General features: G+C 33.3%; 20 protein-coding genes. 2 read left to right on the forward strand and 18 right to left on the reverse strand.

The annotated features are described in order from the left end of the window. Window positions 1–48: 48 nt before the first annotated feature. From SM9_RS11090 to ileS, 4 genes are read right to left on the reverse strand one after another with little or no spacing between them, the layout of a single operon-like run. Entirely contained in the window at window positions 49–1,182 is a 1,134-nt protein-coding gene (locus SM9_RS11090) for a site-2 protease family protein (protein WP_058740198.1), read from the reverse strand. A 16-nt stretch (window positions 1,183–1,198) separates the two neighbouring features. Beyond that, window positions 1,199–2,416, reverse strand: coding sequence for a molybdopterin molybdotransferase MoeA (locus tag SM9_RS11095; RefSeq protein WP_058740199.1), 1,218 nt, complete (start codon window positions 2,414–2,416; stop codon window positions 1,199–1,201). A gap of 21 nt (window positions 2,417–2,437) precedes the next feature. Then, entirely contained in the window at window positions 2,438–4,576 is a 2,139-nt protein-coding gene (gene purL, locus SM9_RS11100; RefSeq protein ID WP_058740200.1) for a phosphoribosylformylglycinamidine synthase subunit PurL, read from the reverse strand. A gap of 10 nt (window positions 4,577–4,586) precedes the next feature. After that, window positions 4,587–7,826, reverse strand: coding sequence for an isoleucine--tRNA ligase (ileS, locus tag SM9_RS11105; RefSeq protein WP_058740201.1), 3,240 nt, complete (start codon window positions 7,824–7,826; stop codon window positions 4,587–4,589). A 223-nt stretch (window positions 7,827–8,049) separates the two neighbouring features. On the opposite strand from ileS, the gene SM9_RS11110 reads away from it, so the two are divergent. Together SM9_RS11110 and SM9_RS11115 are read left to right on the forward strand one after the other, a co-directional pair. After that, the gene (locus SM9_RS11110; RefSeq protein WP_058740202.1) at window positions 8,050–8,718 is read left to right on the forward strand and encodes a DsbA family oxidoreductase; all 669 of its coding nucleotides are present in this window, start codon (window positions 8,050–8,052) and stop codon (window positions 8,716–8,718) included. Window positions 8,719–8,948: 230 nt separating this feature from the next. Further along, window positions 8,949–9,248, forward strand: a complete 300-nt coding sequence (locus tag SM9_RS11115) for a DUF192 domain-containing protein (protein WP_058740203.1) — start codon at window positions 8,949–8,951, stop codon at window positions 9,246–9,248. Here SM9_RS11115 and SM9_RS11120 read toward each other — a convergent pair. The 14 genes from SM9_RS11120 to SM9_RS11190 all read right to left on the reverse strand — a co-directional run bounded on the left by SM9_RS11120 (window position 9,234) and on the right by SM9_RS11190 (window position 26,871). Further along, window positions 9,234–9,926: a dihydromethanopterin reductase (acceptor) gene (locus SM9_RS11120; protein ID WP_058740204.1), complete on the reverse strand. Its 693-nt coding sequence runs from the start codon at window positions 9,924–9,926 to the stop codon at window positions 9,234–9,236. The two genes, SM9_RS11115 and SM9_RS11120, sit on opposite strands and share 15 nt — an antisense overlap. A 6-nt stretch (window positions 9,927–9,932) precedes the next feature. After that, window positions 9,933–11,201 (reverse strand): serine hydroxymethyltransferase, encoded by a 1,269-nt coding sequence (glyA, locus tag SM9_RS11125; RefSeq protein WP_058740205.1) that lies wholly within the window; start codon window positions 11,199–11,201, stop codon window positions 9,933–9,935. Window positions 11,202–11,285: 84 nt separating this feature from the next. Then, window positions 11,286–12,410 (reverse strand): MFS transporter, encoded by a 1,125-nt coding sequence (locus SM9_RS11130; RefSeq protein WP_083495908.1) that lies wholly within the window; start codon window positions 12,408–12,410, stop codon window positions 11,286–11,288. A 117-nt stretch (window positions 12,411–12,527) separates the two neighbouring features. Continuing rightward, window positions 12,528–14,516 carry a CoB--CoM heterodisulfide reductase iron-sulfur subunit A family protein gene (locus SM9_RS11140; protein WP_058740208.1) on the reverse strand — a complete coding sequence of 663 codons (1,989 nt, stop codon included), beginning with the start codon at window positions 14,514–14,516 and terminating at the stop codon, window positions 12,528–12,530. 255 nt (window positions 14,517–14,771) lie between these two features. Continuing rightward, a complete protein-coding gene (locus tag SM9_RS11145) occupies window positions 14,772–15,677 on the reverse strand; it encodes an AEC family transporter (RefSeq protein ID WP_058740209.1) in 906 nt (301 codons plus the stop codon). Between the two features lie 62 nt (window positions 15,678–15,739). Then, on the reverse strand, window positions 15,740–16,675 hold the full coding sequence (gene radA, locus SM9_RS11150) for a DNA repair and recombination protein RadA (RefSeq protein ID WP_058740210.1): 936 nt from the start codon (window positions 16,673–16,675) through the stop codon (window positions 15,740–15,742). 21 nt (window positions 16,676–16,696) lie between these two features. Continuing rightward, on the reverse strand, window positions 16,697–19,306 hold the full coding sequence (locus SM9_RS11155; protein ID WP_232299133.1) for an OB-fold nucleic acid binding domain-containing protein: 2,610 nt from the start codon (window positions 19,304–19,306) through the stop codon (window positions 16,697–16,699). Between the two features lie 148 nt (window positions 19,307–19,454). After that, window positions 19,455–20,858 (reverse strand): undecaprenyl-phosphate glucose phosphotransferase, encoded by a 1,404-nt coding sequence (locus tag SM9_RS11160; RefSeq protein WP_058740211.1) that lies wholly within the window; start codon window positions 20,856–20,858, stop codon window positions 19,455–19,457. Window positions 20,859–20,908: 50 nt separating this feature from the next. Then, complete coding sequence (locus SM9_RS11165) at window positions 20,909–21,766, reverse strand: glycosyltransferase family 2 protein (protein WP_058740212.1); 858 nt, start codon at window positions 21,764–21,766, stop codon at window positions 20,909–20,911. 6 nt (window positions 21,767–21,772) lie between these two features. Beyond that, a complete protein-coding gene (locus SM9_RS11170) occupies window positions 21,773–22,729 on the reverse strand; it encodes a glycosyltransferase family 2 protein (RefSeq protein WP_058740364.1) in 957 nt (318 codons plus the stop codon). Between the two features lie 5 nt (window positions 22,730–22,734). Beyond that, window positions 22,735–23,691: a glycosyltransferase family 2 protein gene (locus SM9_RS11175; protein WP_058740213.1), complete on the reverse strand. Its 957-nt coding sequence runs from the start codon at window positions 23,689–23,691 to the stop codon at window positions 22,735–22,737. Continuing rightward, window positions 23,678–24,769 carry a CDP-glycerol glycerophosphotransferase family protein gene (locus SM9_RS11180; protein ID WP_058740214.1) on the reverse strand — a complete coding sequence of 364 codons (1,092 nt, stop codon included), beginning with the start codon at window positions 24,767–24,769 and terminating at the stop codon, window positions 23,678–23,680. The genes SM9_RS11175 and SM9_RS11180 overlap by 14 nt, the downstream gene beginning before the upstream one ends. Before the next feature lie 4 nt (window positions 24,770–24,773). After that, window positions 24,774–25,820 carry a glycosyltransferase family 2 protein gene (locus SM9_RS11185; RefSeq protein ID WP_058740215.1) on the reverse strand — a complete coding sequence of 349 codons (1,047 nt, stop codon included), beginning with the start codon at window positions 25,818–25,820 and terminating at the stop codon, window positions 24,774–24,776. A gap of 1 nt (window position 25,821) precedes the next feature. Then, window positions 25,822–26,871 carry a glycosyltransferase family 2 protein gene (locus tag SM9_RS11190; protein ID WP_058740216.1) on the reverse strand — a complete coding sequence of 350 codons (1,050 nt, stop codon included), beginning with the start codon at window positions 26,869–26,871 and terminating at the stop codon, window positions 25,822–25,824.

Consider the following 26,871-nt stretch of genomic DNA (forward strand, 5'->3'; position numbering starts at 1 on the left):
CTTCATGCTTTCTATTTTAATTGGTTATTTTCTATTTTATAATAAAGCTTAAAGGAAACTTGCCACTAAACTGAATACAATAATCATTGCCATAATCACAGAAATTGAATTTACCAATGGCTTGTACTGATTTTCCGGAAGTTTATAGCTGAGTAAAATCTCAAGCATCTTTCCTCCGTCCAAAGGTTTCATTGGAAGCAAATTGAATGTACCTATTCCTAAGTTTAAAACAAACATCCATTGGAATAATTCTGCTAATCCAAAGTATATCCAAGGTAATGAGCCAAATGCATTGTTATTTAGTTCATAATGCTTAGCTGCCTGAATACCAAAGTAACCTACGGATTCATTGTTTGGATTTTTATCAAGCGTTATCGTATACGAGCCCTGATTCGTGCCGACAGTAACATTATCCCCTGGCTTGAATGATCCGACAACATTCAAATAGCTATCTGAATTGTCAACAGTATGGTTGTCTATTGACTCGATTACCATTCCTTCTTTTAAATATTGACTAGCTGGAGAATCGCTTACTACACGATTGATTTCTATACCGTTTTCAGAAAAATTGGCAGGAATTGCATATGATGAAATCACCAAAAACAAAACCAAAGCAATTGCGGCAAGGGACATGTTTGCAATTGAACCTGCAGCATAAACCCTAAGCTGAGATAATTTTGAAGATGCTTTCAATTCCTCTTCATCAGGCTCTACAAATGCACCGGGAATTATGGCAAACAACAATAAACCAATTGATTTGATGTTTATTTTCTCACTGACTGCAAGAATTCCATGGGAAAACTCATGAACAATCAAAACAGTAGCAAGTCCTATCAGACCATATCCTAAAGGAACATAGATTGACGAACCGGGCATTTCAACTCCAGGAATCACAAGAGACACGGAAGGTGTTGTTGAAATAGTTTCCAGTGACGATACTAAAAGCCATGCCATTGCAATCATTGCACCGAAAGCTACAAAAATACCGACCGTCATGAAATACTTCCAGAAGCGTGGAGAAATATTGGCAATACGACTGATAAGACCTCTTAACTTATCAGTTCTCCACATTATCACTGGAAATTCAATTGAAAATCCATGAGTGGATAATCTATTATTAAATATTAAAGCCACCGTCCAGATGACAAAGAAAGCTATCACATAATAATAAATCCCATTCATTAAAACACCACATTAACTACCAAAGTAGTGAATCGAAAAAGACAACGTCAACTATATCGCCTTTCTGATATCCTTCATCATTTTCATCAATGATGATATAGCTGTTCGCCTCTACCATTGAGCGAATAATTCCTGAACCTCTGTTCAGGATATGCCTTGCATGAGTATCATCTGAAAATGCACGGATAAAATCAGTTCTTCCAAGCTGAGAAGGTATTTTTAACTGGGCTTCCCTTTTTACAATATGGAAATCAAATTCCCTTGCCTGCATCTTGAATAAATATTTACGTGCAAACATATCAAACTGAGACATTGCAGCTACAGGCTGACCTGAAAATGTAAATATCATCTTATCATTGATTACACCGGCACCAAATGGCTTGCCCGGTCTTATTGCAACACCATGGAATAGAACTTCTCCCAAATCATCAACAACGTCAAGTACAACATCACCTTTACTGATAGCTGTTCCACCAGTAGTCATTATGACATCATAGTCTTTAGTTGCCTTTAAGACTTCTTCTCGAACCTCATCAAAAGTATCGCCAGCATGTGAAATGCTTACCAAAGCACCGGCATCCTCAATCATTGCCTTTATGGCGTATTTATTGGAATTGATGATTTTAGCCTTGTCAATTTCTTCCTTTGTAGGTTCAACAAGCTCATTACCTGTAATAATCAGCTTGATTTTCGGCTTTCTGTAAACTTCAACGCTGTCATAACCTGCTGAAGCAATCAGTCCCATCTCCTGATATCTGATAAAAGTATCTTTGGATAGGATTTTCTCCCCTTTCCTGATGTCTTCAGCTTTTGGAGAAACGTTTTCACCAGGAGTAACCTGAGAATAGATAGTTAACTCATCCCCATCTGTTGTAGTGTATTCCTTCATCAATACTGCATCCGCCCCTTCAGGAATGGGTGCGCCTGTAGCTATGACAATAGCTTCCCCCTCATTAATAGTTTTGTCACAGAAATCTCCTGCACCTATAGCATCAACTATCCTTAAAGTTTTAGGATTGGATTGTGATGCACCAAAAGTGTTTTCTCCCTTAAGTGCAAATCCATCCATTGCAGACTTATCGAATGGAGGTGAGTTATGATATGCCATGATATCCTCAGCCAAAACCCTTTTGTGAGCTTCAAATAATGGAACTTCTTCAGTGCCCATGACTTTTTGATGATTATCAATAAGCTTTAAAGCATTTCCTAAAGATTCCAATTTAGATAAAAACATATAAACACCAACCAACCAAATTTATGCCATATATTTTTCAATTACGCCATAATATGAATCTTTAAGTTCATCAATTGTAAATTCATTGTCATTGATTTTCAAGACATTTCCTTTAACTTCACCGATGACTTCTACAGGAACATCCATTTTAGACAATATTTCCTCACATGCATCAGCTTTAACTGTCAGCAAATATCTTCCATGACTTTCTGAGTAAAGCAATTGATTTTCATCCAATTCATCACTGGTCAATTCTACTTCACAACCTTTATCTGAAGATATTACCATTTCTGAAAGTGCAATAGCTAAACCACCTGCTGATACATCATGTATTGCAGTTATGTCATTATCTTCATCTTCATCCAAGAGGTTTAAAATTGTTTTAGCATTGGCAACTTCATCATCAATTCTGATTCTTGGAGCAACACCTTTTTCCAGATTGTGAATTGTACGGTGATATTCAGAACCTGTTAACTCATCATAGGTCTTACCAATCAATAGGATTTTGTCTCCTTCGTTTTTAAAGTCCATAGTTCTGATGTTTTCAATGTTTTCAACACCGATAACACCAACTGCAGGAGTCGGATTGATTTTGATTCCTTCAGTTTCATTGTAGAAACTTACATTACCGCTGATGACAGGTGCATCGAATTTTTCAGCCACTAAACTCATGCCTTCAATAGCTCTTTTGAACTGCCATAAAATATCAGGCTTTTCAGGATTTCCGAAGTTAAGACAGTCCACTACAGCATAAGGAGTAGCCCCCATTGAAACTACATTACGGATAGCTTCTGCAACACATCCTGCTGCTCCGTTAAATGGAGAGAGTTTGGTGTGAATTGTATTTGAGTCTGTGGTAAGTGCAATAGCTGTTTCATCATCAATTCTTAATACTGCTGCATCATCACCCGGCTTTACAACAGTCCTTACCTGAACCTCATGATCATATTGTTTGTAAACCCAGCTTTTGGAAGCAATATTTGGTGAAGACAGCAATTTAAGTAAAGATTCCTTAACTGGAGGATGTACAACTTCAACAGGTTCCAAGTCTTCTGGGATTTCTTCCAAAGGCCTGTTTAGTGAAGGCGGATCTGCCAATAGGATTGTTGGCAAGTCTGCAATTTCATCACCATCATCTGAAATGACCATATTGTTACCTTCTCTTACCTCACCGATTACAGCGGACACTATTTCATGCTTATCACAGATTTCTTTAGCTTTTTCAACATCATTAGGGTTTAAAACGAATACCATTCTTTCCTGGGATTCTGACAACATTATTTCATATGGAGTCATACCGGTTTCCCTTAATGGAATTGAACGTAAGTCTACAAATGCCGCATTGTCTGATTCATCTACAAGCTCTGAAATACAGCATGTGAGACCTCCACCACCTAAATCCTTAACACCACTTACATCGATTTCCTCTAATATTTCAAGTGATGCTTCAAGCACTCTTTTTTTAGTGAACGGATCTGCAACCTGTACAGCAGGCCTGTCTTCAGTTTCAGAGTCAGACGTTAACTCTTCTGAAGCGAATGTTACACCGTGAATTCCGTCACGTCCTGTGGTTCCGCCCATAAGGAAGAATACATCCCCAACATAAGGTGCCTGACCGCGTACAATCTTATCCTTTTCAACAAGACCTACACACATTACGTTTACTAAAGGATTTGTTCTAAATGATTCATCAAATTCTATTTCACCGGCAACGGTTGGAACACCGACACGGTTACCGTAATCTGAAATTCCCTTTACGACATGTTCGAATAAATATCTTGATTTTTCATCTTCTAATGGTCCGAATCTTAAGGAATCTAGAAGAGCAATAGGCATTGCACCCATTGAAATGATATCTCTTAAAATACCACCAATACCTGTTCCAGCCCCACCATAAGGTTCAATAGCTGATGGATGGTTGTGTGATTCCATTCCTACTGCAAGAGCATATTTATCAGTTACTGACACTAATCCTGCATCGTCACCCGGACCTAAAATGATATTTTCTCCTTCAGTCGGGAAAGTACCTAAAATTGGCCTACTGCTTTTGTATGAACAGTGCTCGGAAAACATTACATCCAACATGCCTTCCTCTAGCTCATTCATTTTCCTACCAAGAATACCTTCAATATATTCTACTTCAGAATCTGTTAAAGTCATTTAAAACACCTTAGATATTTTTTATGGATATGACTACTTTTTCGCCTTCTATATCCCATTCTTTTTCATAATCACTATCTTTATCGCAAATTTCACTATCCACAATCGTTAAGCTTTTTGCTCTAACTTCATGTGAGATAAACTCAGATTGTGGAGTGATTAAATCTTTAAAATCAGAAGTTGTCTCAACACAAACATCGATGTTTGCTTCCACATCCAAATCCATGTCTTTTCTCATGTCCTGAACTCTTCTTATGAGTTCACGAGCCATAGCTTCCTGTTTGATTTCAGGAGTTATATTTGTATTTACAAATACATTTCCACCTTCAAATTCTGATGAAACAAAGTCATCTGGAAGTTCTGAATCAAATAATACATCATCAGCAGATAATTCATGTCCTTCAATGCTAATGCTTCCGTTGGCTTCAAGGTCTGCTTTGATTTGGTTACCGTCACCCTGTTTTAACGCAGCCATTACCTTACCCATATCTCCTTTAAGTCTTGGACCTAAGGTCTTGAGGTTAGGTTTTGCATTGAATGATAACTTTTCAAATTCACTGGCACATAAAACATCTTTTGTATTGGACTGATCTTTAATGATATCAGTTAACTCTTCAATAGCTTTTAAAACATCTTCATCCTGAGATACAACAGTAATATCTGAAACAGGCCATCTGAGTTTGTATTGTGCAATGTCACGTGCCCTTATGGATGCATCTATTACCTCACGCACAACATCCATTTTGCTTTCAAGCTCTTCATCAATTGCATCCTCATCGTAACCCCAATCATTCATGTGAATACTTTCAGGCGCATCAGAATTTACTCCTTTTACAAGATTGTCATAGATTTCTTCAGACACATGAGGAGCAATAGGACATAATACAAAGATTAGTTTGGTAAGTGCAGTGTATAAACTGTAATATGCACCTAATTTATCAGGATCATCACTTTCAACCCATGTTCTTCCACGAATAAGCCTTACATACCAGCGGCTTAAGTCTTCAAGTATAAAGTTATTTATCTTTCTTGTAGCCTTATGGAAGAATAGTTTATCAAAATCATCGGCTACATCTTTTACCAGAGTATTTGCTTTTGATATAATCCATCTGTCTTCAGGCCTTAAGATAATGTCATCTTCAGTTACATCCATTGGGTTAAAGTTATCTAAAGACATGTAGGTTGTTGAGAATACATAAACATTCCATAAGATGTTGAACATCTTGTTAATGTTCAATAATTCATCCCATACGAACTTCAAGTCGTCCCATGGTTTTGAAGCCCATAACAGGTAGAACCTTAAAACATCTGCACCGTATTTTTCAATTACCTCTTCAGGAGATACTACATTACCTAATGATTTGGACATTTTGTTTCCTTTTTCATCTAAAACAAATCCGTGCATCAATACTTTTTTATATGGACTCCTACCCATTGAAATTACTCCTGTTCCGAGTTGAGAATAGAACCATCCTCTGGTTTGGTCATGCCCTTCTGTGATAAAGTCATATGGATACCAGTCTTCGAATTTTTCCTTTTCTTCAGGATAGTATAGTGAAGCCCATCCTGCCACACCGGAGTCAATCCATACATCCAATACGTCAGGAATTCTTTTGATAGCTTTTCCGCAGCCGTCACATTTCACTTCAACTTCATCAACATATGGCCTGTGGATGAGTTCAGCGTCACTGACATTGATTTCATTTAGCGCTTCGGATTTAAGTTCGTCAAGTGAACCGATTACCTTTAGCTCGCCGCAGTCAGGACATTCCCATATAGGAATTGGAATACCCCAATATCTTTGTCTTGAAATTGTCCAGTCACGTGCATTATCTACCCAATCATGGAATCTGCCTTCTCCAGCCCATTTAGGTACCCATTCGACTTTTGCAATTTCATCCAACATTTGCTGTTTGATTTCAGTGACTTTCAAGAACCATTGTTTGGTTGCACGATATATGATTGGAGTTTTACATCTCCAGCAAACACCGTATCTGTGCTCGATGGTTTCCACTCTGTACATCAAGTTTTTAGCCTGTAAGTCTTCAATGATTTGCTGGTTTTCTTCTTTAGTGAATTTACCATTGTATTTACCCGCATCTTCAGTGAAACATCCGTCTTCACCCACAGGACAGAATATTGGAAGTCCGTTAGCCTGACCTACTTCAAAGTCGTCCGGACCGTGTCCCGGTGCGGTGTGAACTAAACCTGTACCTTCGCCTAACTCTACATGGTCTCCAGGCAATATTGTATGAACCTTTTCAATTTCTGAGTCAAATTCCATCTGTTTTGGAATTTCATCAGCCAAAATATAATCATAAGCCATACCTATTAACTCTTGACCTTTAACTGTTTTGATTATTTCATACATTACTTCTTTTTCTTCGATGACTTGGTCTTCTTCGTCTTCTTTTTCAGCAGGGATTTTAGTCTTATGGATTTTGACCTGTTTTCCTAAAACATCTTCCATCAGATTTTCAGCCAAAATATAGGTTTCTCCATCTTTTGAAACATAAACATAATCAAATTCAGGATTTGCACAGATTGCAAGGTTTGCAGGCAATGTCCATGGAGTTGTTGTCCAAACAAGGAAATAGGTATTTTCTTCACCAGTCACCGGAAACTTAATGAATATGGAAGGGTCAACCTTTTCTTCATATTCAATTTCTGCAGCTGCAAGAGCGGTTCCACAGTGAGGACACCAGCTAATTACCCTCTGGTCGTTTACAAGCAAATCCTGTTCGTTTGCTCTTTTAAGTGTCCACCATGATGATTCCATATACTTTGGATCCAAGGTCATGTATGGATCATCCCAATCCATCCAAACACCCAATTGGTCGAATTGCTCTTCCATTGCCACTTTGTTTTCCATTGCAAATTCTCTACATTTATCTACAAAAGCGGCTATTCCAATTTTTTCTTCGATATCCTGTTTGGACTGGATATCCATTAAATGTTCCACTTTGTTTTCAATTGGAAGACCGTGCATATCCCATCCGGCCTGGCGTCTTAGGCTGAATCCGTTCATGGATTTGAAACGTAAGTACGTATCTTTAATTGTCTTGTTCCAGGCTGTACCTAAGTGTATTCTTCCGCTACAGTAAGGTGGACCATCTAAAAATGAGTATCTAGGACCATTTTCTCTAAGTTTGTTTACTTTTGAAAATGTATCCTCATCTTTCCAGAATTTTTGAATCTTTTTTTCTAATTTTTTATGTTCATATGACTTGTCTGCCTCTTTTATTGGCATGATAAAATTCTCCATAAAATCAATTTATGTCGTCTATTAAAATGAAAAAGTGACTGTATCACTAATGCTATAAGGGTAACGATTTCCCTTTAAACAATTTTGATTTCCATATTTTCAACATGCAAATCAATTAGTTTATAATATATATCTTTATATAAGAATTAATAAATAAATGTTATGAAATATTAGTTTTTTAGAAAAAATTTTTGAAAAAGGGATTAAAATGAAAATTATATACTGGAGTGACTTTAACTGTCCGTATTCATACATCGGTTATACAAGGCTTAGAAAGGCTATTGATGAATTGGGATTAAAGATTGAAATGGAAATGAAAGCATTCGAACTTGAAGAGGAACTTGAAGAAAATGTTGTTGTGCCAATGCGCAATCATTATGCAAGAAAATACGGAATACCTGAGTTTGAAGCGACAAAACAGCTTAATGAAATTGATGAAATAGGCCATGAGGAAGGCCTGGATTTGGACTATTCCAATGCAGAGATTTCACCATCAAAAGACGCTCACAGATTATTGAAACTTACAATGAGCAAAAACGATCCCCAATTAGTTGAAAATATTATAGAAAAACTATATAGGGCTTTTTTATGTGAAAACAAAACATTAAACGATAAGAATCTGTTAATTGAAATCGCATCATCTGAAGGAATTGATACAAAAGAAGTCCGCGATATGCTTGAAAGCGATGCATATAAAGTGGAAGTTGAAATTGACAAGGAAGATGCCAAACTGAATAGGGTATATGCCGTGCCATGCTATTTTATTGAAAACGGAGATGAAATTCTAGCAATTCCCGGAGCACTTACATGCGAAGAATTCAAAAATGCACTCCAGGATTTGAAAAGCGGTGAAATCGAATCAAAAACTTTTGAATGATGTAGATAGCACCAGATGATTTTTATGAATTGAAAATTAAAAGCAATTAAATTAAAAACTTGATATATAATTTCATGATAAATCCCTGAAACCTACTTTAAAATTAATGAAAAATTAATTATTTGACCACTTAAATTTTTCCAAGATATTGAAAAATTACATCATGAAAACAAAATTGCTTTTAAAAATAAGTTAAATTTAATATAAAGAAATATTATAAGCTATATCCTATGATAGAAATAAAATATGCTGATAATTATATAAAAAGACTATTAGGATTAATGTTTAAAAAAGATATTGATTATGGATTATTATTTATTTTAAAATATGGGTCCAGTATCCATACATGTTTCATGAACTTTACGATAGATGTGTATTTTTTAGATGAAAACAAAATAATTTTTGAGAAAGTCACACTTAAACCATGGAAATTCTACAAGCCATCAAAAAAAGCAAAATATATCTTAGAAACAAAAAAGAATCATATTAATTTAAAAAAAGGTGAAAAACTAGAGTTAAACAAACTCTAAAAGATCTTTTGGATGTTCAAATATCTGAATATCATCAATTTCAGCGAGCTTACGGGTATTTTCAATGTCAATATCGCGCATATACATGGTTATGATTTTTCCTTCAGAAATCGCATCATAAGGACAGGTATTCCTGCACTGTCCGCATCCGACACATTTTGTCAAATCAATTTCATCATGAGGAATGATTGCACCTTCAGGACATACCAATGCTGCAACACACTCATCACAGTTTTGACATTTGGTGGTTTCCATTTTTGAAGGTAAAACTGTGTCAATTGGTCCCGGATGAATATCAACTGGAACCATAAAAGTCTTAACAGCACCTTTACCTGCCTGTGCAACGGCATTAGTCACCAAAGTATCAGCTATACCGTGAACAATCTTAGAAACTGTATTTGCTGTTGCCGGAGATACAATCAACAAATCATATTTACCAAGTGAGAGTCTGCCTGTTATAGGATATGAAAATTTTTGGTTGGAATCTGTTGCAAGTTCCCTGTATTTGCCACCAGTCAATCTGGTAACCCTTTCGTATAGACCATACATCTTCAATACGTCTTCAGCAGCACCTGAAAGAAATATTGTGACTTCATGGTCTTTAGCTAATTTTTCAGCTACCCGAACAGATTCATTTAGTAAATGACCTGCACCTGTAAAAGCAAACCCTATTCTCATAGTAATCTATAATGCATGATATTGGTAAGCATCCCTGTCAGAGAATGCATAATCCAAGGTTACGTATTGGTTCATGAATTCAGCAACTTCATCAGCGATGTTTTCCTTATCGACTGCAACACGTTTAATGAATTCAGCGACTTCAGACATTTCTTTTTCTTTCAATCCTCTTCTGGTAATTTCCTGAGTTCCTATTCTGATACCGGACGGATTATCGGAATTATCTCTGTCATCACCAGGTAAAAGGTTTTTGTTTAAGACAACATTATTGTCAGCAAGCTCTTTTGCAATGTCTGATGCTGATCTGATTGAACTTAAATCAACAGCGATTTGGTGGGATTGAGTGAATCCTTGATCTTCACATAATACGTCAAATCCTAATTCATACATTGCCTGACCTAATGCCTGAGCGTTTTTAATGGTCTGTTTTGCATAAGCTTCTCCGAATTCCAACATTTCAGCAGTTGCAATACCTAAACCAAGCAAATGGTGTAAATGGTGGTTACTTACAACACCCGGAAATACTGCATTGTCAATTAACTCTTCGTTTTCTTTGTTTGAAAGGATAATTCCACCTTGTGGACCAGGGAATGTTTTGTGGGTACTTCCCATCATTACGTCTGCTCCTTCCTTAAGAGGTTGTTGGAATTGGCCTCCCGCAATAAGACCTAATACGTGAGCTCCATCATACATAATAGTTGCTCCAACTTCATCAGCTGCTTCACGAGCTTCTTTGATAGGATGTGGGAATAGGAATAAGCTTCCTCCGAACAATACTATTTTTGGTTTTTCTTCGAGGATTTTTTTGTTCATTGCATCAATGTCAATGTTCATGATATCTTTGTTTAAAGGATGGAAAACAGTTTTAAGTCCGCGAATACCTGCAGCACTTACATCAGCATGAGAAATGTGTCCTCCTGATGGAACTTCCAAAGCCATTACTTTTTCACCAGGTTTTGCAAATCCAAAGAATGCTGCCAAGTTTGCTGTTACACCTGAAACAGGCTGAACATTTGCATATTCACAGTCATATACTTTGCATGAAAGTTTTTTGGTCATGTCTTCCACTTGGTCGACATACTGACATCCTTCATAGAATCTTTGAAAAGCTTGTCCTTCTGCATATCTGTGAGCAAAATCTGTTGCCAATGCTTCAGTAACTTCTACACTGGTTACATTTTCAGAAGCAATCAAATTAATACTGTTTCTCATATATTGAGTATGTTCTTTTGCAATTTCTTCAAATTTTAAAATTTCATCATGATAATTAGTCATTTACTACACCTAATCTAAATTAAAAAAATATGATTTAAGATATGTTTATAATACAATATAAGTATTTATGAAAAAATTAAATTTTCAGCTATATTTCAAATTGATTTTTAAAAAAAATATAACATAAAAAAGAATAACGAATGCAACAATTAGAAATATTGTGCCTGCAGGAAATATAGACATTACACCAAATCCGTCAACCAAAAATCCTCCAATAGCAATTCCCATAGCGATTCCACCATTCAATATGCTTAAAAATATTCCGTTTGCAAGCTCCAAATCATCTTCAAGCACTGAAGTTTCAATGTATTGTATCAGGTTGTATCCCATGCCATCAAGTATGCCAAATATTAAAATCAGTATTAACACTAAAATCAGATAATCTGATGAAAAATACATTAGAACAAAAATCAAAGCACAAACTACTTGAAATATAATTAATGTTAACTTATCCCTTATTACAATCAATTTGCCTCCAAGCCATGTTCCGAAGATTGAAAACAATCCATAAGTGAATAGGAAAACACTTAACTTATAGGTATAAATATGTGTAACATTCTGCAGGAAGTACGGAAGGTAATTGTAGACTATGCTTGCACCAATTGGCATCATAATAATTCCTACGGAAGCTAATATGAATTGCCTGGACTTCAATAATGAAAAAGGTATTTCATGACTTTCATATCTGCCGGGAATTCTTGGGAAAAATATGATAATCAAAAGCAATGTTAAAAAGTTAAATGCAAAAATCCATGACATCGCCGTCTGATATCCAAATACTGTACCCAAAGCTGTCGTAATAGGCAATCCTACAATACTTCCAACTGATATTCCAAGTAATATTTTTGTAATGTAATCCTGCTTTTCGCCTTCAGGAGCTATCTCTTCACATACGGTTAATGCAATGGATATAAAAGCAGGATAGAAAGCTGCAGACAATATTCTAAAAAATGATGCAATTAGAATGTTATTTATAAAAATAATAACGATATTAGAAACTGCAAAAATTGACAAAATGCTAACAAATGTCGATTTTCTTTCAAATCTGGAAAACAGCATCGGTGTGAACAATCCAAAAATCGCGATAGCAAATGTGAAAGAACTAACATACAATCCTGAAATTGAAATGGATGTGTTGAAAAATTGTGAAATTTCAGAAATAATACCTATAATGCTTAAAGGAGTGTTAATACCTAAAGAAGAAAGCATTAATATATAAAAGTAGTTTTGGATTATTTTTCATTAAAAATAGATATTAGATGAAACAATATAAAAAAGTTTGTAAAAAAAGTAAAAAAAGAAATAGAGATTAAAAAATCTCTAAATCTATTTACCTATGTCTTCAAGAGCAGCACTGATTTGTGCCATAATTTGATCAGTTTTGAAGTGTTGTTGATCCATTGCACCGGAAGGACATGCACCTACACAGGTACCGCATCCTTTACATAATGCAGTGTTGATTTCTGCGTGGTTGGAACCAGCGTCACCAACAATGGTAATAGCACCGAATGGACATAATTCGACACAAACTTCACAAGCACCACAAATAACTTCATCAGTACGTGCGACAATAGGTTCGATTTCTACTTCACCTTTAGCCATAGGGATAGCTGCTCTGGATGCTGCAGCTGAACCTTGTGCTACAGAGTCAGGAATATCTTTAGGACCTTGAGCTACACCAGCAATGTAAACACCGTCAGTTAAGGTGTCAACAGGTCTGAGTTTAGGGTGAGCTTCCATGTAGAATCCGTCTGCAGATCTGGAAAGACCTAAGGTTTGTCTGAGTTCGTCGGATCCTGCGGAGTGTTCGAGACCAACGCTTAATACAACTAAATCATAAGTGTATTCAGTTACTTTACCGAGTAAAGTGTCTTCTGCTCTGATAGTTAAGGTTAAGTCATCGTTTTCTAAGATTTGAGCAGGCCTGCCTCTAATGAATTCAATTCCGTATTTTTCTTGAGAGGTTTTGTAGAACTCTTCGTATCCTTTACCGAATGAACGGATATCCATGTAGTAACAGGTTACTTCAGTGTCAGGTTCGTGGTCAATACATAATTGAGCGTTTTTCATGGAGTACATACAACATACTCTGGAACAGTAAGGTTTACCGATTTGCTCATCTCTGGAACCGACACAGTGGATGAATGCAACACGTTTAGGTTCAATACCATCTGAAGGTTTGATAACGTGTCCACCAGTAGGACCTGATGCGTTAATCATTCTTTCAATTTCCATTGCAGTAATTACGTTAGTGTAACGGCCGTATCCGTATTGGTAGATTCCGGATGGGTCGAATGGGTCGTAACCGATTGCTGCGATAATAGTACCAACTTCTAATTCAATTTTAGAAGGTTTTTGGTTGTGATCGATTGCATCTGGACCACATGCTTGTACACATAAGTTACATTCGATACAGTAGTCTTTATCAATAGTTGCACATAATGGTACAGCTTGAGGGAATGGAATGTAAGCAGCTTTTACCATACCTACACCTTCGTCGTAGTAGTTAGGTATTTCGATAGGACAAGCTTCTTGACATGCTCCACATCCAGTACATAAATCTTCATCTACATATCTTGCTTTTTTCTCTACAGTTACTTTGAAGTTTCCAATATATCCGTCTACTTCAGTTACTTCTGCATAAGAAATTAATTCGATGTTTTCATGTTTGGAACAGTCTACCATTTTAGGTGCTAAAATACACATTGAACAGTCGAGAGTAGGGAATGTTTTATCTAATTGTCCCATTCTTCCACCGATGGTTGGGTTTCTTTCTACCATGTAGGTTTTGAATCCCATATCACCTAAATCTAAAGCGGTTTGGATACCAGCTACTCCACCACCAATAACTAATGCTTTGTTATCTACAGGCACTTTGGTAGCTTCTAATGGTTCAAGTAATCTTGCTTTTGCAACAGCCATACGAGTTAAGTCTTTAGCTTTTTCAGTTGCTTCTTCAGGTTGGTTCATGTGTACCCAGGAGTCTTGTTCTCTTAAGTTAGCAAATTCAAATAAGAATTTGTTTAATCCTGCTTCTTCTACACATCTACGGAAAGTAGGTTCGTGAAGACGAGGGGAACAAGCTGCTACAACAACTCTGTTTAAGTTTTTCTCTTTGATGTCCTCTTGGATCATAGCTTGACCAGGGTCGGAACACATGTATTTGTAATCGGTTGCGTGAACTACGCCAGGTAAAGTCTTAGCGTATTCAGCTACGGAAGGACAGTCTACTACTCCACCGACGTTAACACCACAGTGACAGACGTAAACACCTATCCTTAATTCTTCATTATTATCTCTTATTTCTTCTGCCATAATTTTCACCTTGTACAAGTGTGCGAAATTATCTAACATAGAGTTAGATATTAAATATGTAGTATGAACACATTTATAAAGCTTTCTGAAAACATATTGGAGTAAAGTATATATATGATGAGATAAAATATTTCTAAAAATCAAATGATTTAAAAAATAAAGCTTTTTAAAAGCTTATTTATTCTAATAAAAAATTTCATCAATAATTTTTAGGAATACAAAAATTTAAAATCATAAAAATATGGCAAAAATGAGCTATAATAACATCAAAATTACAGGTAAGGTAACTAGTGAAATTACAGTATTAATCAGTATGCAATCTGAAGTTAATTCATAGTCCAATTTATAAGTAATAGCCAACACTAAAGATAACATTCCTGAAGGCATTGCAGCTTCAATGATAGGAATCTTGAATTGCAAGTCCAAAAGACCCAAGTGAGAAACAATAAAAGATGCAATCAACGGAAAGATTAAAAGTTTCATGATTGAAGTAAAGATAATCATGTTTTTAGAACGTTTGATTCCACCAAAATCAATAGAAATACCTAATGATAACATAATTAACGGTATTGTACCATTACCAAGATAATTAACAGTATTTTCCAATACAGGGCCGATAGAAATATGGGTTATATTTAATAAAATTCCAAGGATAATGGCCCATAAAGGCGGGAAAAATGCAATTTTTTTAACAGCAGTCTTTGGAGATCCTCCAAATTTTAAAACCAATGCAAAAGATAAAATTAAAAATATGACACTTGTTGCCATATCACAAAATATAGCCCTTAAAAATCCTTCGCTTCCATAAACTCCAATACTAATAGGATATCCCATAAATCCAGTATTAGCAATCATAATTGTTACCAAAACACTCCAAAGCATTTTATCTGAAAGATTGAATCTCTTTAAAATGAAATATGAAATGATTCCAGTTACAAAAGATGATGCCAAAATAACAAAAGGAAGAATTCCTAAAGAGGATATCATTGATAAATCTGCAGTATAAAGTGCAGAAAAAATCATGCTTGGAAGCATAATGTAAATCACTATATTATTTAAAGTATCAACATTATCAACAGATAAAAAATCAATGCGCTTGAGGATATAACCTAAAGCAATCATTATAATGATAGATAAAATAGTAATTTGTATAGCGTCCATTATTAAAAGTAGATATTTATATTATTTAAAATTAAAGGAAAAAGAAAAATAGAAGAAGATATTTAATCAACAATACCTTCATTAGTAATTTTGAATACACATTCACCTTCAGGTAAATGAGGGCTGTCGACTAAACGAGCAATTCTTTTACCTGCAAGTCCTTTTTTAAGCCAAATCCTATAAGTAGAAGCATGTCCTAAAACATGTCCACCAATAGCTTTAGTAGGACTTCCAAAGAATGAATCCGGTTTAGCCTGAACCTGATTTGTAATAAATACTGCAACATTATATGTGTTAGCAATTTGTTGAAGTGAATGTAAATGTTGATTTAATTTTTGTTGTCTTACAGCTAAAGATTCCCTACCAACATATTCCGCTCTGAAGTGAGCCATTAATGAATCCACAATAACCAATTTAACATTGGTACCATTTTGAATTAATTCATTAATCTTATCTACCATCAATATTTGGTGTGAAGAATTGAAAGCCCGTGCAACATGAATCCTTTGTAAAACATCTTCTAAATCCAATTCAAAACCATTAGCAATTTGTTTAATCCTTTCTGGACGGAATGTATTTTCAGTATCAACAAAAACACAATCTCCATCAAGACCACCCAATTCTTCAGGCAATTGAACAGTTACAGCTAATTCATGAGAGATTTGACTTTTACCTGATCCGAATTCACCAAATACTTCGGTGATAGCTTGAGTTTCTATACCACCAGCAATTAAATCATTGAACCCTTTACTTCCTACAGAAATGTGGCCCACATCTTTTCTTCTTTCATCAACTTCCAATGCAGTTTCAAAACCTATGTCTTCAGCTTTACGTGCAGCTTCAATAACTTTTTCTGCAACACCTTCACCAATTTCTGCTTTAACTGATAATTCTTTAGGAGTAGCGGTTGCTAATCTCATCATATCTGCGAAACCTGCATCTCTTAATTTTTCTGCTGTCTTTTCACCGACACTTGGTAAATCTTCTAATTCCACCATAATAATCCATCCTTATTTTATTTAGTAATATTTTTGTAAAATTTTTCTTGGGTTGAGTTTTCTAACTTCATTATATTCATCATAGCTAACATTTGCAATAATTTCTACAGTGAGACCTTCTAAGTCTTCAATTCTTCCATCTAAAGCTCCAGGATCATCAGTAACTATATTGATAATTTCTTCCCTAGGCATTTCTAATAAATCTTCAACTAAATTATCAAAGAATGTAACACCTATATCACCAGTATCATCAACTAAAGTTGTTGGAATCATAAGAGTGGTTCTTGGTTCATCAAATGTTTCACCACAGAAATCACACATTGTTTCTCCATCAAGTTCAACATCACCAATAGTATTAGAACAATGCGGACATTTTCTGAGAAGTAATCTTTCAGAGACAATATCCTGAAGAGTTCCGGTAACACGAACGTTAACATCATTATCTTCTATTGCTTCAATTTCTTTTGGAACATAAATTGCTTCTTTGAGTTCATCAAATGAAGGTAAGTTCATTAACTCTTCATCGCTTGGTTTAACAATAGCAGTAGATTCAGCAATATTTAAAGTCAATTGGTCATTATATAAATCTATCCTAGGATTTTGAATTTTAATAGCTTCTCCTTCATCAAATTCTCTTTTAGCATTTTCTCCCCACAATGATACTCTGATAGCTTGAGAATTATCAGCAATTTCTATATTTCTTAGTAAGTATTTACTACCGTCATCTCTTTCTAATTCACGAACATCAAATACCTCAAAGATTCTTCCAACAACATAAATATTTTCATCATATTCGTCTAAATCTGAAATTTCACGATATTCATAAATCATTTTTTCTAATGTCTCGAATGATGGTAAAAATTTAGCTTGATCTTCTGATAAACTAATAACTCTTGAAGATGAGCCAATGTTTAAACTAATTGAATCCATGCTAAATCTTACTCTTGCATTTTCAAGCAGATATGCATTTCCAACATCCAAATCAACATTGGTTTTGTCATCCCATAATGATAATTGAATTACTTCAGTACCATCAGAAAATGATGCTGAACGAACTTTACCTTGAGAACCATCGGATGGTCTTTCAAAAGTCCTTATATCGCCGACAGACATTATCCTACCCATTACATCAACATCAATATTCTCTTCATCACCCAATACAACTTGTTCGATTTGCATTGGCTGTAATTTCTCTTTGATATTGTTGAAAATTAATTCATCATCTTCTGATAAGTTTTTAGGATTGACAGATATTTGAGTTGAGAAATTTGTATTAATAGAATGACCCTCTTCAGTATATTCATCATAGACAACAGTTCCACCAATTAATTTTACAATATCTCCTTTTTTAATTTCAATATCTGCACTTTCTCCCCATAAAGTGACCCTAATGGACCCAGTATCATCTGTAATATTGAAATTTCTTAATTGGCCTTCACTTTTATCAGATTTTCTAATGAATTTTCTGATATCCTGCAACTTAGTTACAACACCAATTATTGAAATATCACTGTCTCCGTCATCCAAATCACCGATTTTTGAAACCTCATGCTCAAATTCTGGAACATCAAAGTCCCCTTTAATTATTCTTCCATCCCAATGACTTAAAGATTTTTCATCGTTTCTTTCTCTTACTTGAGCTTGAAGAATTTTTACGGTATCGCCATCGTTTAATTCAAGAGATTGAATTAAATCAACATTATTATTCCATAAAGTATATGAGATTGTTCCAGATGCATCCTGAAGTTCCAATGATGCAACTTTTCCATCCTTACCATTCTTATTATATGTTCTAACAGGAGGAATTCTAGTAATTCTTGCAATAACATTTACTGTTGTATTGGCCTGAACATCTTTGATTGGAGTAATTTCTTCAGTATATGTTGGATAATCTGAAGGATCAGCATCAACTGCTTTTTCAAAAACAGATCTAGGTCTCATTGAAGCTTCAAGACCAGAATAACCATCTTTAATATCAACTCCACCAACATGGACAATATCTCCTTCAGAAATATTTTTTAAATGTTTGATGTTTTCTGTCCATAGGACAACACGAATTTTTCCTGTTTTATCTTCAACATCAACATTACACACTTTTCCAGAGTTTCCTTTACGTGTTTTAAATGATCTTGGATTGCTGATTGTTTTAACAACACCAGTGAAAGATTTGTCTTTATCACCATCTTCCAGTAATCCAATATTGTCGCTGGAATATTCTTCCCTTTCGGTTAAAATTTCGTTTTCGCTTTCAACATATCTGCCAACAATTTGATCAGCGAAAGTTTCTTCATTCATAAAAGATACATCTGAATTTTCTTTTTTGAGTTTATTCATTTCATCCAAAAATTCATCTTCACTCATATAATCTTTAATCTGATTATATTTTTCTAAAAGTTCGTTAGTCATTACAACTTTTTCAAATGAAGAATCTGCATCATCAATAGAATCTTCAGATTTTGAAATATCAGCTGCACCAATATGATTCTTAACAACTTCTTTTGCAATGTCTACCTCATCCATAAAAGGCAAATCTTCAAAATTTGGACGAATTTGCTCTATTTCATTTAAAAATTCTTCTTCAGAGAGTATATCTTTGACTTTATTGTATTGTTCTAAAATTTCTTTTTCCATACCAAACCCCTCATAAGAAAGTTAATTATTATTTTGTATTTTACTATAATATAAGTAATGTGGGAGAGCATTTGACAAGTAATATTTTATAGAAAAATTACTTAAAATGCATTAAATTTTAAATAAATAAATATAAAAGTGATGATTCTTAATATGCATTAGGATTTTTCTTTACAACGGTTTTAATCATTATACCTAAATCCAAACCCATGTGCCAGTTTTCTACATATTCTATATCAAATTCTATACGTTTTTTGATTGAAGTATCTCCCCTACAACCATGGATTTGAGCCCAACCAGTAATACCTGGCCTAACCTGATGCTTAACCATATATTTAGGAATTTCTTTTCTGAATTCATCAACAAAATATGGCCTTTCAGGTCTTGGACCTACAACACTCATTTCACCTTTCAATACATTGAAAAATTGAGGCAACTCATCGATACTTGTCTTTCTTATAATGTCCCCAACCTTAGTTTTTCTAGGATCATCTTTTGTAGTCCATTCTGATTTCTCATCGCTAGGGCTTTGAACCCTCATGCTTCTAAATTTATACATATTAAAAGGTTCACCATGATAGCCTATTCTTTCCTGCTTGAAAATAATGGGCCCCGGAGAAGTCAGCTTAATTGCAATAGCTGTGATAATCATTATTGGAGAGGTTATAATTATAGCTATAATAGCAATAATATAATCAGAAAGATATTTTATAGTTTTATTAAATGCATCATCCAAAGGAACATACCTTATATTAATAATCGGAATATCTTCAATCATGTCAACTGATGGCTGAGCAGGAAAATACCTTATATAATCAGGAATGATTTCAGCTTTTATTCCCACGCGTTCACAGCTTTCCACCAACTCATTGATTTTATAATAGTATTTTAATGGAATAGCTAAAACGACACGGTCAAAATTATTGTTTTCCAAAATTTCATCCAAGTCTTTAAATGATCCAATAATTTTGCTTCCTTCAATTTCCATTCCGACATGATTACTTCTTCCCAAAAATCCACTAATGTCAAAACCCAAATAAGGATTATTTCTAATTTTACGTGCAAAAGTAAAAGCCAAATCATTATCCCCAACAATAAGAATATGTTTAAGGTTTTTATTGTCCGTGCGTATTTTTTTAAGAAAGCTTCTGATTATGAATCTTTCTATTATACCAAATACAGTACCGATGACCCCCAAAAGGAACAACATGATTCTTGAGAAATTAGGTTGATTTAAAACAAATAATATAGCAACCAAAACTACAAAAGCTACAATATTCACTTTAATTATCTGGTTAGCTTCAGAAAAAATCGTTCTATAAGTTCTACGCGGTTTATATAATCCAAATGAGAAATAAAGGATAATATAAACAGGAATGACAACAAATATCAGAAAGAACAAATAACTTTGGATAGGCAAATGCCCTCCAATAGGTCCAAAAATTGTTGTTTTAAAACGCATCCACCATGAAATAGCTAAAGATAATGATATAACAAGCATATCTATTAAAACCATTGCATAATTTAGCCACTTTTGATTTTCTCTTATCATACATTAACCACGAAAATTAGTTAATATATTATATGAATTTTATTTAATATTTAATTTTTCTTTTTAAATATATTTAAAAAAAGTTTTAAAATGCACAATATAAAAATTCCAAAATAAACAAATAAATTAGTAAAAATATTCGATTCGCAAGATAGATGCTTTTTATAATAGACATACATTGCACGATAGAATTCATAAATTAGCTTTGGTCTTTGTTTTTTGCTACTGGCCCCTTTTAAATGAGTAATCTTATCTTTTCCATAATAAATTATTTTCCATCCTGCCTGTTTAATCCTATAACAGAAGTCTATATCTTCACCATACATAAAAAAGGTCTCATCTAAAAGGCCTATATCGTCCAATACTTTCTTACGGGTAAATATAAATGCCCCAGTCAAGCAATCGATTTCATAAACACCATCATCATCCAAATCATCCAAATTATAATCATCAGCAACACTATTGGTTGGAATATGAAACAATCTGAAAAATGAATTTTTTACATTTGGAAAACTTCTTTTACATGCCTTATCTAAAGTATTATCCTCCAAAAGAACCTGACATCCACAGGCTCCCACATCAGAGTTATTCTCCATATAATGATAAATATTTTCTAATGTATTTTTCCAGACAATAGTGTCTGAATTTAAAAGCAGTACGTATTTAGAATCAACAATCCTTAATGCCTGGTTGTTGCCTGCTGCAAAACCATTGTTGTGTTCTGACGCAATAAATTTAACCCTCCCATCAAAATATTTCCTCAGTTTTGATAAACTGTCGTCCTTGGATGCATTATCCACAATAATGATTTCCACATCAAAGGGATAGGAATAATCTAAAATTGAATTAACAGTATTTTTAGTTAATTCAAAGGTTCCGTAATTTACTATAACAACAGACAAATCCATATTAATTCACTTTTTTAAAAATTTTAATGTGTTTATGATTAGTTTGTATTCCAACCTGAAATAATTTTTTAAATTTGATTTTTTAAAATTAACCTTATTTACTTTGGATTTAGTGTTTAATCCTTCTTTAAGACCTTTTAAATAAGTTGGACCGAATCCTTTCCTTAAAAAGAATAGATATTTTATTAAAAATCCAAAAAATAGAAATATAAAATTTATTATCTTTAATGGGATAGGAAGATTCTTATAAACTGTCCATACATTATTTCTAGCGGCTATTTTTACCTTAAACTCATTATATCTGCTGCCACTTGTTGCACTTCCAATATGATAAACGATAGCATCAGGATCCAATAGATTCCTATAGCCATAAATTTGTGAACGGATAGCCAAATCAACATCTTCCATATATGCAAAATAATTATCGTCAAATAATCCAATTTCATCAAAAACACATTTTTTATATAATGCCGCTCCTGCACAGCTAGAAAATATTTCATTTACCTGAGAATAATTATCCGAATCCTGATTTTCACCAATCTTTTTAGTCCACCCAAGAAGGTTGTATTCATCTCCTGCATCATCAATAAGCTTTTTATTATCAGCCTGAAGCATTTTCGCCTGTACCGAAAAAACGTTTTCATCCCGAATTAGGTCCACCATCGATTTGATTGAATCCTTTTGAATTTCAGTATCATTGTTTAAAGAAAAAACATAATCATATTTGGCTTTTGAGATTCCCTGATTGACTGCAGGGGCAAATCCTAAATTTTCATCATTTTTTATAACAACAACAGGAAAATTAAAAGAGTTATTTTGAATATAATCCAAACTGGAATCAGTGGATCCATTATCAATAATGATTACTTCTCCAATGAATTCACTATCATGATTAAGTGACTTGAAATAATTTTCTAAGAATTTAACACCATTATAATTAGGCGTGACAACTGAAACTTTCATATTATCTAAATTGAATTTTTGAATTTTTTCCACAATATATAATATAGTTTAGGATTTAATAAAAATAACTTAATTTTAATGGTGAATTTTTTATCGCCTTTAAACTTGGAGAGCTTTTTAAACAAATCCAACTCGTTCATTTTTTTTATTACTTCACCATAATCATAATCATTGTAAAAAAAGTAGTTCATATTGCCAAAAATAGCTCTTGGAATTCTTGATGTATAAATTAATTCCGCCAAATCGCTACGATTTTGATTTTTAAAAAATAAAGCCAAATCCTCCAAGACCAGAATGTAATCGAAACGTTTAAGTTTTGAAGTACTTATTAATGAATCATGATGCTGAATATAATAATATGTTATTTCATTGGAAATTTTTATTGAATTGCCGTAGCTTAAAGCCTTTATTGCAAAATCTGTGTCTTCACCATAAGTGACATCCTCACGGAATTTAAGATTATGTTTTTTAATTATATCCGTTTTATAAGACAACTGTACGAAATTGAAAGGAACTTTCATCTCCAGCTCCAGTCTGATGAAATCATTAGCATCGATTTCTTCAAATTTATAATAATGGATGTTAGATAAATTATCGTTTTCTTTTTTTACCATCTGAGTTAAACTAAAGTCATAGCCTTCATTATATAATTGGGATAAATGATTTGTTAAAATATAGTCATCACCATCAACAAACACAATATATTCACCGCGAGCAAGCGAAATTCCCTTATTTCTTGCCGAACTTACGCCCGCATTTTCCTGATGAATTATCTGATGGGGCAGACTCAATCCCTCAAAGGTTTTTTCAACAATGTTTAAAGTATCATCTGTTGAGCCGTCATCAATTACTATTACCTCATAACCATTGAAATTTTGATTGATAATTGAATCCAATGTCGCTTTGATATAATTAGCTTCATTAAAGACTGGCAAAATCACACTAACTTTAATATTCTCCATTCTTTTCACCTTCCTTTAATGCAAAATCCACAACACGTTTGGATGAATTGCCGTCGATTTCATCGAATTGTGTTTTTAAAAAGGAATCCAAATTTGAATTATCAACACCTTTTTCAATGCATTCAATTAACTCTTCTGTTGTATGAACAATTGGACCTGGGAGATCATTTTTATAATTCAGATAAAAACCACGTTCGTTAGACAGATAATTATCCAAATCATAAGCAAAAAATACAATTGGTTTGTTTAATAGGCCAAACTCTATCATTATTGATGAATAATCAGTGATTAAAATATCAGCTAATAACATCAATTCCTGCTCATTTTTATAATCGCTGCAGTCAATATAATCCCCTTCAATTTTTATATCTGATGAATAAAACTTATTTATCTTAGGATGGAGTCTTAAAATCAATGTGTAATCATCAGATAATCTTTCATTGAATTTAGCCAAATCCAAATAATTAAAGACATTGTTGAATTTTTCATTTTCTCTGAAAGTAGGAGCATATAAAATGATTTTTTTATTTGAATCCAAATTGTACCTTTTATAAAAATTCTTCTTCAATTCATCCACATCATGATTTTCAAAATAATAGTCTGCCCTTGGAAGGCCTAAAGACCTTATTTTAGATTTGTCAATCTGAAAAGCTTCACTATAAAAATCTTCAATATTTTTTGAAGTAACGATTAAATAATCAGTATTTTGAGAAATCATTTTAAGCATTGAAGCGTTTTCCACACTCCCACCAAATTTCTTAAATGCACCAGGGGCATGCCATAATTGAATAACTAAGGTTTTTTTATTAAAATTCATGAAGGCAAAAGGAAAAAAATTATCATTTAAAAAGATATATTTGGATGTTGCTAATTTTTTTAAAGAGTTAACTGACAATTTATCCTTATAATAGAAATTGAATTTGAAATTTCCTCTTTTTTCAAATTCATTTTTAATATATTCCAGATTGCCGCTGAAAGATTCATTGGAATCTATGATAAAAGAAATCAGGTTATCATCTATAGAAAATCTGGTGAAAACATTGAATATCTTTCCAAAAATTTTATGTTTCAAAAACATTAGTTTACCTCCTAGTTTTTAATAAATTACCAGATAGGTACTTTAAGATTCCACGATATCTTTTAATATTATTAATATTCTTGACAATACCTTCATAATCATCTTCCAAAATAGGTTTGGTTAAATTATTATAAATTCTTTCATTAAATCCTGGAAGAACTTTAACATCTTTTTTAAGAAGTTCATTGGCTGATGAAACCAGTTCCAATTTTTCACTATCAGGAATGTCACTCATAATTAAGCTTGTAATCCAATAGACAAAATGCATATTAAAAATATCCGTATAATATCTGCATAAGTTAGAATCAATTAAAAATTCCTCAATCTTATAATATCCTTCAACCATTTTACCCAAATATTTTTTATTCCTAATATGAATTGTTGATTTGTCACCTTCAACATTACGAATGAAATAATTGTAGCTGTAAAAATCATCCAAATAAACAGTGCATGAAGATTTGAACAATGAGACAATGAAGAAATAAAAATCCTCTGCAAGCATTGACTCTAAAAATCGAATATCATTTTCAATCAGGAAATCTTTTTTAAATAACTTACACCAAATAGCTGGATCTATAGTAAAAAGGCGTGTGTCTTCAGCAATGTCATTTATTACGATATTTTCACCACGAAATACCGTTTCCACTTTCACTTTTTCTTCAGGAAATACCTTATAATAATTTGTAATTACCATATCCGCATCATTTTCAATAGCGGCATTATAAAGAACTTCAAATGCCTGAGGAACATATGTATCATCATGATCAGAAAAAATAACATAATCAGAATCAGCCAAATTTAATCCAAAATTACGGCCTTTTCCTGGAAATCCGTCATTTTCATCTAAAAATATTGATTTTACATTTGAAAAACCATCATTAAATAAATGGAGTAAATATAAAGTATACTCATCATCCGAACAGTCATCTACAAAAATAACTTCAATATTTTCAAAACCTATGCTTTGATACATTATTGAATCAAAAAAAGCATTTAGAAATAATCCTGAGTTATATGTTGGAACAATTACACTTACTTTATATTTAGCCATACTATCTTACCAATTTATTTTTAATTCTTGAAAATAAACTTCTATTATTCATGTTTTCCTGTATTTTATTTAATCTATTCGATTCCAAAACCGCTTCATCAAATTGTTTATTTAATATTAAATCCACTAATTTATCATATCTTTTTTTAAAGTAAGGGTCTTCGGAGTAATAATCATTAAATATGTCATAAGCCTTGACAAATAATTCTTTTTTATCAGTATCATCAATTCTGGACAAAACAATTGTATACAGCCATGATGTAAGATGGCTTTTAAAGATTATCTTACCATATGAGGTTTTATTTAAATTGACAAGCATCTCGTCAATTTTATAATAACCGTTTAAAATAGCCTCGATATATTTTCGATTCCTTACATGAATTGTGGATTTATCCTTTTCACTATCTCTTATTTTGTAGTTATAAGAATAAAAATCATTAAGATAAATTATTCCATTTGCCTTGATGCATGAATATGATGCAACATAAACATCTTCAGCCAGCATTCCCTCTAAAAAATAAATATCATTTTCTATTAAAAAATCCCTTCTAAATAATCTTGTCCAAATTGCAGCAGGAACCCTGAACAAGTTTTTGTCCTCATCAATGCTTAAAACTTGAATTTCACCGGAATCCTTATAAATGGATTTGAAAGGAACTGATTTATCTGGATAAACTTGATTAAAATTAGAAATCAGCATGTCATTTTCACCTATTTTATCGTACATTACCTCAAAAGCGTTATCGACGTATGTATCATCATGATCCGAGAAAATAACATAATCGGCACTTGCCAGTTTTAGACCAATGTTTCTACCCGTTCCGGGAAAGCCGGAATTTGTACTTAAAAACTCAACCTTTACATTATCATAAGATTTCTCAAATTCTTTTAATAAATCTAAAGTATAGCTATCATTTGAATTGTCATCAACAAAAATAACTTCAATATTTTCAAATCCAATACTTTGAGACTTAATAGATTCTAAAAACTCATTTAAGAAATCTCCAGTATTATAAGTTGAAATAATAACCGAAATTTTATAATTTAACAT

It is taken from the genome of Methanobrevibacter millerae (assembly GCF_001477655.1).
Taxonomy (GTDB): Archaea; Methanobacteriota; Methanobacteria; order Methanobacteriales; family Methanobacteriaceae; genus Methanocatella; species Methanocatella millerae_A.